The 10644-nt window shown below is 49.5% G+C and carries 8 protein-coding genes; 6 read left to right on the top strand and 2 right to left on the bottom strand.

Translation table 11 applies throughout. The features are described 5' to 3' along the window. Positions 1-4: 4 nt before the first annotated feature. Positions 5-679, bottom strand: a complete 675-nt coding sequence (locus GVJ32_RS00765) for a TetR/AcrR family transcriptional regulator (protein WP_159238151.1) — start codon at positions 677-679, stop codon at positions 5-7. A 73-nt stretch (positions 680-752) separates the two neighbouring features. On the opposite strand from GVJ32_RS00765, the gene GVJ32_RS00760 reads away from it, so the two are divergent. The 4 genes from GVJ32_RS00760 (at position 753) to GVJ32_RS00745 (ending at position 6489) form a co-directional block, all read left to right on the top strand. Then, complete coding sequence (locus GVJ32_RS00760) at positions 753-1817, top strand: efflux RND transporter periplasmic adaptor subunit (protein WP_159238150.1); 1065 nt, start codon at positions 753-755, stop codon at positions 1815-1817. Between the two features lie 18 nt (positions 1818-1835). Beyond that, positions 1836-4895, top strand: coding sequence for an efflux RND transporter permease subunit (locus GVJ32_RS00755; protein WP_235034989.1), 3060 nt, complete (start codon positions 1836-1838; stop codon positions 4893-4895). A gap of 193 nt (positions 4896-5088) precedes the next feature. After that, the gene (locus tag GVJ32_RS00750; protein WP_159238148.1) at positions 5089-5445 is read left to right on the top strand and encodes a YibL family ribosome-associated protein; all 357 of its coding nucleotides are present in this window, start codon (positions 5089-5091) and stop codon (positions 5443-5445) included. Positions 5446-5535: 90 nt separating this feature from the next. Beyond that, on the top strand, positions 5536-6489 hold the full coding sequence (locus GVJ32_RS00745) for a pirin family protein (protein ID WP_159238147.1): 954 nt from the start codon (positions 5536-5538) through the stop codon (positions 6487-6489). Between the two features lie 132 nt (positions 6490-6621). On the opposite strand, the gene acnB is transcribed toward GVJ32_RS00745, so the two are convergent. After that, positions 6622-9249 (bottom strand): bifunctional aconitate hydratase 2/2-methylisocitrate dehydratase, encoded by a 2628-nt coding sequence (gene acnB, locus GVJ32_RS00740; protein WP_159238146.1) that lies wholly within the window; start codon positions 9247-9249, stop codon positions 6622-6624. A gap of 216 nt (positions 9250-9465) precedes the next feature. Between acnB and GVJ32_RS00735 the strand changes: the two genes are divergently transcribed. Then, positions 9466-9924 (top strand): DUF1289 domain-containing protein, encoded by a 459-nt coding sequence (locus tag GVJ32_RS00735; RefSeq protein WP_235035023.1) that lies wholly within the window; start codon positions 9466-9468, stop codon positions 9922-9924. A gap of 101 nt (positions 9925-10025) precedes the next feature. Beyond that, on the top strand, positions 10026-10634 hold the full coding sequence (locus GVJ32_RS00730) for a tRNA-(ms[2]io[6]A)-hydroxylase (protein ID WP_159238144.1): 609 nt from the start codon (positions 10026-10028) through the stop codon (positions 10632-10634). Positions 10635-10644 lie beyond the last annotated feature (10 nt).

Here is a 10644-nt window from a genome sequence, read left to right as displayed (position 1 = left end):
TTTGCTAAGCGCGATACCCTTTGTAAAATAGGCGTGCGCATTGAGTTGCATATTCTTTTAACTCGGTTTCATTTTTGTTTTTTTGCAGGCCGAGCACGCTGCGAAATTGAGACTCGCATACAATCATGGCAATAAGCTGGCCGGCAGCGGTGTCGATATCCTTAATGACAAGGGTTCCTGATTTGTGCTGATCGGTGAGGTAGCTGGCAAGTTGGGCGCGGATTTTTCCAGGGCCGGCCTGCCAAAATAAATCGCCAACTTCTGATCGTCCGGCCTCAGCTACACATACCCTGAATACACCAATTGCATCGTCACTGGTAAGTAGGGCGCAGAGGTGCGTGGCGAAAAAAATCAGATATTCTTCACAGTGCATTGCCTGTTGTGTTTTGTTAGGCGCGAGGTCGTATTCATCGCATTTACAGTCGATAGCGGCGGTGAATAACTGCTGCTTATTTCCAAAATGGCTATATACGGTTTGTTTGGAAACGCCGGCGGACTTGGCAATTTCTTCCATGCTGACTTTTTCAAAACCGTTTACAACGAACAAAACACCGGCCGCATCAATGATCTGGCTACGTTTCTCTTCGCTTTTTAGTCTGACGCGTTTTTCTTGCACGGTGTTGTCTACCTTTTCTATATTTCTGCGCGGTGATATTGCCGAACTGTAATGATAACTCATATAAAATAGACTGGACAGTCTAGTATAGTTTATCTATATTCGAGCCATTCTAGAATATCTCGAGTATATGCCTATGCAGCGGTTCATTGTCTTAGCGAGTTTATTAGTGGCGGTTTTTACTCCACTATCTGCGCAGGCGGAGGTGATACTCCAGCGAGTGAATAGTATCTCGATCGAGCGTTTACCCGCGTACGAAGCGCAACGGCTATTTGCGGGCCGGGTAATTGGTAGCCAGCGGGCTGATATTGGTTTTGAACTGGCTGGGCAGGTGGCAGAAGTCACGGTTGAAGACGGGCAGCAGGTAAAGGCGGGGGACGTCCTTGCACGGTTGGATACCCGCTCGCTCGCTATCGAAAAATCAGAGCTGACAGCGGCGCAGCATGAGGTGAGTGCACGCCTTGGCCAGCTAGATAAAGATATTATTCGGTTTCGAAATTTACGTGAGAGTGGTTACGTTTCTGCAGGCCAGCTCGATGAGTTAACGTCTCGGCGTAGCGAAACTGCTGCGCAATTGTCGCAAGTGGATGCACGCTTAAAAGGCGTAGCATTGCGAATGAAAAAATCCCGTATGACGGCGCCGTTTAACGGGGAAATATCTACCCAACAGTTGGAAGAAGGTGTTCTTGTCAGTGCAGGGCAGCCGCTAATGCAATTAGTTGTCACGGGTAATACCGAAGCTGTGTTTGGTATCTCTGACCGTTTAGGTCGAAACCTCATTTACGGCCAATCACTAGTCGTTTCCGGCGATTTTGGCCAGTGGCCGGCATCGATTATTTCTGTGGCTCAAAATTTAGATTGGCGAACTCAAACTCGCACGGTGCGAGTTCAGCTGCCAACGAATGCGCCCGCAGTAGATGGTAATACCGCTTATCTGCACTTACCTGAGAAGCGTGAAGTGGCTGGCTTTTGGGTGCCATTAACTGCGTTATTAGAAGATGTAAGGGGAACATGGGCGGTGTATTCACTTGCTGCTGTTAAAGACGGAAGCTATCAATTGCGCAAGCGCTCAGTGCAGCCCGTTTATCAATATCAAGGGCGAGTGTATGTTGATGGTGAGCTACGGACGGGTGAGCGCGTGGTAACTGCCGGCTTGCATCGCGTGTCGCCTGGCTTACACGTCAGTCTAGCGTCAGAGTAATTCGATATGCTTTCTAATATGCTTACAAATCCCCGTATGGTGGCGCTGCTCAGCGCGCTTATTTTGGTGGCGGGTCTTGCGGCGGTAGCGAGTTTACCTCGACTTGAAGATCCGCATATCGTTAATCGACATGCAATATTGGTGACCCCGTTTCCCGGTGCCAGTGCGGAGCGTGTTGAGAGCCTAATTGCTGAGCCTCTTGAAAACTCCCTTCGCACGGTGCCAGAAGTCCTTCATATTACTTCGCACTCTAGTGGTGGGGTGTCGGTGATCGTTGTGCAGTTAGACGATGCCGTGCAGCAGGACGCTAGTGATCAGTTATGGGCTGAATTACGAGACAAAATTCAACAAACTGCGCAGCAGCTTCCTGCTGGTGCAGGGGAGCCGTATTTAGATACTGACAGAAATTATGCCTTTACTTGGATTGGTGCTTTAACGTGGGAGGGTGGCGGGCCAGCAGATCTACTCCGCATGGGGCGCTATTCTGAAGAGCTTGCTAGTAGATTACGGAATTTGGCAGGCACCGACATTGTTAAAGTTGTTGGCGCGCCTAGCGAAGAAGTTCAGGTTAAGGTCGATGCGGTAAAAGCGGCTGCAGTTGGCCTCGATGTGCCTAAGATTGCAGGCTTACTGGCAAATAGCGATACAAAAACTGCAGCTGGCGAATTAAGTAATGACACACAGCGCATCGCCCTTGAGTTAATTGGCGGCTTTGATGCAGTAGAGCGGATACGACGCACGCCGTTGCTAACCTTGGCAGAAGGTGGCTCTCTCCAGTTACAAGATATCGCCAGTGTATATCGGGGCGAACCAGATGCGCCTCACGATATGGCCATTGTGAGTGGTGAGCGTGCGGTTGCCATTGGCTCCCGTATGTTGCCAGATATGCGGGGAGACCAGTGGACGAGAGTCTTGCAAACAGAGGTCGCAGATTTTATTCAAACATTGCCTGACGAGATTAAGCTCAAGGAGCTTTTTGTTCAGGAGGGGTATAACGATGTACGGCTTGGCGATTTAATTAATAATATTTTGCTGGGTTTTGCTTTTATTTTTATCATTCTGCTTTTCACCTTGGGCTGGCGTTCTGCGGTGATTGTTGCGGTATCACTGCCGTTAACAATGCTGTTCTCGTTAGCGTGTATGCGAATGACCGATATGCCAATTCATCAAATGTCGGTGACTGGGCTAATCGTCGCTTTGGGGATTATGGTCGATAACGCGATTGTCGTTGCCGACACGGTAATGCGTAATCGGCGTGATGGTTTTTCGGCGTCAGCGGCGGCAACCAAGGCCTTGCGTCATCTTTGGGTGCCCTTGCTTGGCTCGACATTAACCACAATATTAACATTTATGCCGGTGGTGCTGATGCCAGGGCCAGCAGGTGAGTTTATTGGGCCTCTAGCGCGCGCGGTAATATTTTCTTTAATTGGCTCGTGGGTGATTTCACTGTTTATTATCGCGCCGGTGGCGGGTAAATGGTTGGCTAATAACCAAGCCAGTGGTATTTCCGCTCCTCGTTTGAATGGTTGGTTTCGTCGACAATTGGCGTGGGTTTTACTTCGGCCACGGCGCATGATGTTGGCAGCATGTGTGTTACCCGTCTTGGGCTTTATTGCCAGTCAAACATTGCCAGAGCAATTTTTTCCTCCCTCAGATCGCGACATGATCAACCTCGAATTATATCTGCCGGCAGGTAGTAGTATTGAGCAGACTCGGCGGGCCACCGAGCAACTTACTGAGGTAATCAATAGCCATCCAGAGATTGCGTCTTTACATTGGTTTATTGGTCGCAATGCTTTGTCCTTCTATTACAACTTAACGGACAGCAAAGATGGAGCCTCGTATTACGCGCAGACAATGATGAGGATGGTCGATTTTAGTCAGGCTAACCGCCTAATTGATGTATTGCAGCGGGAGTTAGACGAGAAATTTCCTAATTACCAAATTATTGTTCAGCGTCTCGCTCAGGGCCCACCATCGAATGCACCCGTAGAGCTGCGCCTGTACGGCAGTAGCTTGCCTCGATTGAAAGCCATGGGTGATGAGTTGCGTAGAATCGCGCAGGAAACCAATGGCGTGGTTCATGTCCGCGATTCTCTTGGTCAAGTTGTGCCTAAAATGTGGATCGATATTGATGAAAGTGAAGCACAGCGCAGTCAGGTTGGGCTAAAAGATATCTCGTCTTTGTTGGCCGCGAGTATCGACGGTGTCGTTAGCAGTAGTATGCTAGACGGCACCCAACAACTTCCCGTTCGGGTTTCGGGCGCAGGGGTGAAATCGTCCAGTATCGATACATTGATGTCATTCCCATTGGCTTTACCCACGGGAGCTAGGCCTTTATCTGCATTGGCCAGCGTGGAGCTGCTTCCCGCACAGGCAAAAATTTCTCGCCGTGATGGCCGCCGCGTCAATATGGTCGAGATCTTTATCCGGGATGATGTTCTTCCCGCCGAAGTGTTGGATCGCATCAAGGCGCGACTCGCAGAGGAGGGGTTTGAGGTACCTGTTGGCTATAGCCTTGAGATTGGCGGTGAGTCCGAAAGCCGAAATCAGGCGGTTGGTAATCTCATGGGCAGCGTAGGGATTATTTTAGTGCTGCTTATTGTGACGGTGGTTATGGCATTCGATTCCTTTCGTTTGTCTGCCTTGGTGTTTGCCGTTGCGATCCAGTCTGCTGGCATGGGTATGCTGAGCTTGTGGCTTGGTCAATATCCCTTTGGCTTCACCGCAATCATTGGCTTAATGGGCCTAATGGGTTTGGCGGTAAACGCTGCGATAGTAATCTTGACGGAGTTAAAGGCTTCGCCGTTGGCGATGACTGGCGATAAGGCCGAGATCGTCAATATTGTGTCGGTATGTACCAAACATATTAGCTCAACAACCATAACCACGGTTGCCGGCTTAATTCCGCTGATATTGTCCGGCGGCGGATTTTGGCCACCATTTGCAGTGGTACTGGCGGGGGGGACGGTATTAACCACAATTTTGTCTTTGTTCTTTGTTCCCGCTGCTTTTTTGGTGCTGAGAAAGCCGCATGTACTCAAATACTTGCCGCAAAGGCCTGCAGCTAGCAATTGAGCCCTCATAAAGCGCTGGCTAGGCTCTGGCAGCGCTCTCCTTAGGCATAAATGCATTTAACTTGGCGCTCTTGCGTGACACGTGGTTAAACACAGAGAGTGCTTTATCGCTTTATATTCATTACTTATTGTTATACTGCTGCCATGATTTATGTGTGCCGAATAGCCGCGCCGAATATGAGAAGAGAGCAGTTATGAATTTAAACAAAGACATTCAGCAGTTGAATAATAAATTAGATCTTTTGCGACGCAAGCTAGATGACGCGAAGGCTCGCGATAATCAAGGTTTGATTCTCCAATTTAAGCGTGAGTTAGGCGTAGTGAACAAAAAGATTGCCAGTATTAAGGGCATGCAAACCCGTAAGAATTCCGCACAAAGTGAGGAGTTAAAGGCTTTGGCATTTAATCGTGCTTTAAGCAAAGTTGAACAAGCAGATATGGGCAAATTTAAAAAGTCGGTACGCGGCTTGGTTGTGGTTCACCCTTTGACTGCCTTGGGTAAGGAAATGGGAATTACTGAGGTGACTGGGTACGCGCCGAAGGCGTTTTAGTCGAGAGATTGTCAGGTGTACTAATACCGGCTAATCGCTAAAGGTCGAATATTTACGACAAGTCCATGCAAGGTAAAGGATGAGGTGAGTATGAGTGTGTCAGATAAAACCATTGAAGCATCTAATTCCAGCACCTGCCCCATTCGGGTAGAGCGGCCACTTAGTCGGCGATTGAGTGGAAGTCAGAAGACGCTTGGCACTGGCATGACCATTGAGCGTTTTTTGCCGACTAAGCAGCTTCGCATGATTGGGGCCTGGACCTTCCTCGACCATGTTGGCCCTGCAGATATTAGCGGGAGTGATGGTGTTCAAGTTGGCCCACATCCCCATACCGGTTTGCAAACATTCACGTGGATGATCGAAGGTGAATTGTTGCACCGTGATTCGCTAGGCTATACCCAATTGATTCAGCCGGGCCAGGTCAACTTAATGACGGCAGGAAAGGGGATTAGTCATTCAGAAGAAACCCCCGCAAATAGTCCTGCAGAATTTCATGGCGCCCAATTATGGATTGCGCTTCCGGAGCAATACCGGTTTATAGAGCCTGCCTTTGAACATTTCCCTGAATTGCCAAAGACTGAAATTTCAGGGTTAGATATTACTGTTATCGCGGGTGATGCGTTTGGGCTTACTGCACCGGCAAAATTTTATTCGCCACTTATGGCGGCAGATGTTTTTGCCCTAGATAGCCAGTTGGCCGTTTTAAAACTTAACCCTAATTTTGAATACGGTGTTTTAGTTTTGAACGGTGATATTAGTGTTGCTGGCGAAAATTTGGATACTACTGAGCTGTTGTATCTTTCTTGCGGCCGCGAAAATATTGAAATTAAAGCGAATAAAGGTAGTCGATTTTTATTGATTGGTGGTACGCCTTTTGAAGAAGATGTTTTGATGTGGTGGAATTTTCTTGGCCGCAGCAAAGAAGAAATTAGTGGCTTTGTTGCTGATTGGAATAGTGGTGAGTCTAAAGTTTTTGGCAAAGTTGAAGGTTATCTGGGTGAGACTTTGATGGCGCCAGTGGCACCCCGTGGGGCTAGTGTTTAAATTTACTGTTTCGGTTACCCCTCTCTGTTTCGCTATCGACAAAGAAATTCAAATTAGTACATAGTCTCAGACATAAAAAAGCCGCCCGAAGGCGGCTTTCGCAACAAGGTAAGTCTAAGGCTTACATCGTTTTCACATGCTTACTTCAGTAATTTCTACTGACGCTATACGCTTACCTTCTTCCGCACCTTTCTGGAAAGACGCGATCTGGTCGAAGTTCATGTAGCGATAAATCTCGCCAGACATGGCATCCAGATCTTTGCAGTATTCCATATATTCAGCCGGCGTAGGCAGGCGGCCCAAGATCGCGCCAACCGATGCTAGTTCAGCAGAGGTCAGGTAGACATTGGCGCCATTGCCAAGACGGTTAGGGAAGTTACGGGTTGAGGTAGACAGCACAGTAGCGCCATCGGCAACACGTGCTTGGTTACCCATGCACAGTGAACAGCCTGGCATTTCGGTGCGTGCACCAGAAGCGCCGAAGATGTTGTAGTAGCCTTCTTCCATCAGGGTGTGCTGATCCATTTTAGTCGGTGGCGAGATCCACAGACGGGTATTCAGCGTGCCTTTGTTGGCGTCTAGCAGCTTACCAGCGGCGCGGAAGTGACCGATGTTGGTCATGCAGCTACCAATGAAGACTTCGTCTACTTTGTCGCCAGCAACTTCAGACAACAACTTAGCATCGTCTGGATCGTTAGGGCAGCAAACAACAGGCTCTTTCAGTTGGTCTAGGTCAATTTCGATAACCGCGGCGTACTCGGCATCGGCGTCGCCTTCAAGCAGGCTTGGGTTAGCCAGCCATGCTTCCATATTGGCGGCGCGGCGCTCTAGGGTGCGTGGGTCGCCATAGCCTTCGCTTACCATCCAGCGTAGCAGGGTGATGTTAGAGCGCAGGTATTCAGAGATTTCTGGAATGCCTTGCTTGATGGTACAGCCAGCGGCTGAACGCTCTGCTGAGGCGTCAGACAATTCAAATGCCTGCTCAACAGTCAGACCAGCCAAGCCTTCGATTTCAAGAATACGGCCAGAGAAGATGTTCTTCTTGCCTTTTTTCTCAACGGTCAGGTGACCTTCTTTAATGGCTTGGTAAGGAATGGCGTGAACCAAGTCGCGCAGGGTAATGCCAGGCTGCATTTTGCCTTTAAAGCGAACCAATACTGATTCGGGCATATCCAGTGGCATAACGCCGGTGGCAGCTGCGAAGGCAACCAGACCAGAACCCGCTGGGAAAGAGATACCCATCGGGAAGCGGGTGTGGGAGTCACCACCAGTGCCGACAGTGTCAGGCAACAACATGCGGTTCAACCAGCTGTGGATGATACCGTCGCCGGGACGCAGTGAAACACCGCCACGGGTCATGATGAAGTCTGGCAGATTGTGCTGGGTGTCGATGTCGATTGGCTTGGGGTAAGCCGCAGTGTGACAGAAGGACTGCATGGTCAGGTCGGCAGAGAAACCGAGGCAGGCCAAATCTTTCAGCTCGTCGCGGGTCATCGGGCCGGTGGTGTCCTGTGAACCAACGGTGGTCATTTTGGGTTCACAGTAAGTGCCGGGACGAATACCAGTACCCTCGGGTAGACCACAGGCGCGACCAACCATTTTTTGCGCCAAGGTGTAGCCTTTGCCAGTGTCGGCGGGCTGCTCGGGCAGGCGGAATAGGGTAGAGGTGGGCAGGCCCAGTGATTCGCGGGCTTTAGAAGTAAGGCCACGACCAATGATCAGGTTAATGCGGCCGCCAGCGCGTACTTCGTCAAGCAATACCGGTGACTTCAGTTCGAAGGTGCTCAGGGTAGCGCCAGTTTCAACATTTTTGATGATGCCGTCGTAGGGGCGGATTTCAATCACGTCGCCCATGCTTAGGTCGTCAACGGGGGCTTCAAATACCAGTGCGCCAGCATCTTCCATGGTGTTGTAGAAGATGGGTGCTACTTTGCTGCCGATACAAATGCCGCCAGAGCGCTTATTAGGCACGCCAGGCATATCGTCGCCAAAGAACCACAGTACCGAGTTGGTTGCTGATTTACGTGAAGAGCCTGTACCAACAACATCGCCAACGAAGGCAATGGGGTGGCCTTTTTCTTTCAGGGTGTCGATCAATTTAAGTGGGCCAACACTGCCTTGGACGTCGGGCTTAATGCCATCGCGTTCCATTTTGAACATTGCCAGTGCGTGCAGTGGGATGTCTGGGCGCGACCATGCGTCTGGTGCAGGTGACAGGTCATCGGTATTGGTTTCGCCGGTGACTTTAAATACGGTGTTAACAATGCTTTCGGCAACTTCAGGGCGGTTGGTGAACCACTCTGCGTCTGCCCAGCTTTGAATCACTTCTTTAGCCAGTGCATTACCGGCTTTAGATTTTTCTTCTACGTCGTGGAAGGCATCAAACATCAGCAGGGTGTGCTTAAGCTCTTCTGCGGCGAGTTTGGCAAGATCTGCGTGGTCGAGGAGGTCAACCAGAGTCACAATATTGTAGCCGCCGTGCATATTGCCCAGCAGTTTAACTGCTTCTTCTTTGCTCAGAAGAGGGCTGTTGGCTTCACCTTTTACGATGGCAGACAGAAAGCCGGCTTTAACGTAAGCCGCTTCGTCAACACCTGGTGGTACACGGTTGGAGATCAGGTCAACAAGGGTTGCTTCTTCGCCTGCAGGCGGATTTTTGAGCAACTCGATTAGGCCCGCGACTTGTTCAGCGTTGAGTGGCTGGGGAACAATGCCTTGCGCGGCGCGTTCGTCGACGTGTTTCCGATATGCTTCAAGCACAGTGTAACTCCTCTTTTCAGTTTCGGTACCCGCATCCGCCGGGATCGCCGGGGCCGGGGCTATCGATGCCCATCATCGATGCGAAATAGGGGGCTGCAAGTATACTGAAAAACCCTACATAGGTTAAGTGAATTACTGCACTTGCCAGTGTCAGTTGGGGTAGATTACTCTTGATTCCTCGATTTTATGTGTGCTGTGGAGTGTGGTTTGTCTGTTGTGATCCCCAGAGTGGTTACCCCCTGTATTGGCGTCTGTTCTACAGCGCTGGGCGACGATGTGTGTCGAGGTTGCAAGCGTTACAGTCACGAGGTGATTGACTGGAATAGTTATACCGATAAGCAAAAACAGATTATTGATGAGCGTTTGGACGGGTTTTTGATTCAGGTTATGTCGCATAAACTGAGCATTTGCGATGCGGCGGTATTGCAGTGGCAGTGCCAGACTCAGCGGGTTCGCTATCCTGCCCATAAAAGTCCTTTTATTTGGTTGTTTCAGTTGCTTCGTGCTGGTGCAGGTCAAATTTCAGAGACTGTTCAGTTCGGGTTTGTTGTCGATGCGGCGTATCGAACTACTCCCTTGTTACAGTTGCGAGACATGATTGACCGGGAGTTTTATCTGCTCTCTGAAGCGCACTATCAACGTTATATTGGTATGTATATCCACTCTGATAAGTGATGCGTGACTGTTAGATTCCCCCTAATCTTAGCGCTACAGCTCAGATAGATTGCTAGAGTTTGCTATACTGCCGCCGGTTTTTATTATCTGGGTGCAAGTTCATGTCAGTCGATATTAGTGAGATTTTAGCGTTTCTACCTTGTGAAACCCCTCAAGGATGGGTCGATGCGGCTTTGGACCACCCAGAAGAAATGCTAATAGACCACGCTAATTGCGAGAAAAAAGCAGCAGGGACAGCGTTGAATTTAATGTTTCGCTACGTTGATAAGCCTGATTTATTAAATCGCATGTCAAAGCTTGCTCGTGAAGAGCTGCGCCATTTTGAGCAGGTGATGGCGATTATGAAAAAACGCGGGATTGCGTATCGGCATTTATCGTCGGCGCGTTATGCCAATGGTTTGCGCGCTGAGGCGCGCACCAGTGAACCGCATAAGCTGATTGATATTCTGATTATCGGCGCTCTAATTGAAGCGCGTTCCTGTGAGCGGTTTTCTCGTATTGCTCCCATGCTTGATGCGGAATTGGGCGCCTTTTATAACTCGTTATTGAAATCTGAATCTCGCCATTTTAAAGATTACCTAACGCTGGCTGAGCGTTATGCGACGGAAGATATTCAGCCGAGAATTGATTTATTTAAGCGTAAAGAGCAACTTTTAATTGAAACAGAAGACGAGATATTTCGTTTTCATAGCGGGCCATTAGCAGCCTAATTACGGCCAC

The organism is Zhongshania aliphaticivorans, from assembly GCF_902705855.1.
Classification (GTDB): Bacteria; Pseudomonadota; Gammaproteobacteria; order Pseudomonadales; family Spongiibacteraceae; genus Spongiibacter; species Spongiibacter aliphaticivorans_B.
Note: the sequence above shows the minus strand (reverse complement) of the source record. Positions and strands in the feature narration are given on the sequence as shown.